Origin of the sequence: Paracoccus sp. S4493 (assembly GCF_000967735.1) — a bacterium.
In the GTDB taxonomy this organism is placed as follows: domain Bacteria; phylum Pseudomonadota; class Alphaproteobacteria; order Rhodobacterales; family Rhodobacteraceae; genus Paracoccus; species Paracoccus marcusii.
On sequence record NZ_JXYF01000280.1, the window covers coordinates 1 to 339 of the forward strand.

Consider the following 339-nt stretch of genomic DNA (forward strand, 5'->3'; position numbering starts at 1 on the left):
GATTTCCCGGCGCCGTTCTCTCCGATGATGCCGTGGATCGTGCCCTTGGGCACGGCCAGGCTGATGTCGCGGTTCGCCTGCACGGCCCCGAACGCCTTCGAGATGCCGCGCAGCTCGATGGCAGCGGGGGCGGCCGTGTCCGACCGCCCCCCCAGCATGTCGCCCGCAGTGGTCATTACGACGCCGGGCAGGCGTTGTCGGTCATGAAGTCATGCACCGTGACCTCGCCCGAGGCGATGGCAGCCTTGGCCTCGTCCACGGCGGCCTGCATCTCGGCGGTGACCAGCTCGGCATTGTTGTCGTCGATGGCGACGTCCACGCCGCCCGCGGCCAGGTCCA

Annotated in this window: 1 pseudogene; it reads right to left on the minus strand. The window is 69.6% G+C overall.

The features are described 5' to 3' along the window. Positions 1-175: 175 nt before the first annotated feature. Positions 176-339 (minus strand): annotated as a pseudogene (locus TW83_RS22155) (BMP family ABC transporter substrate-binding protein); the annotation flags it as partial.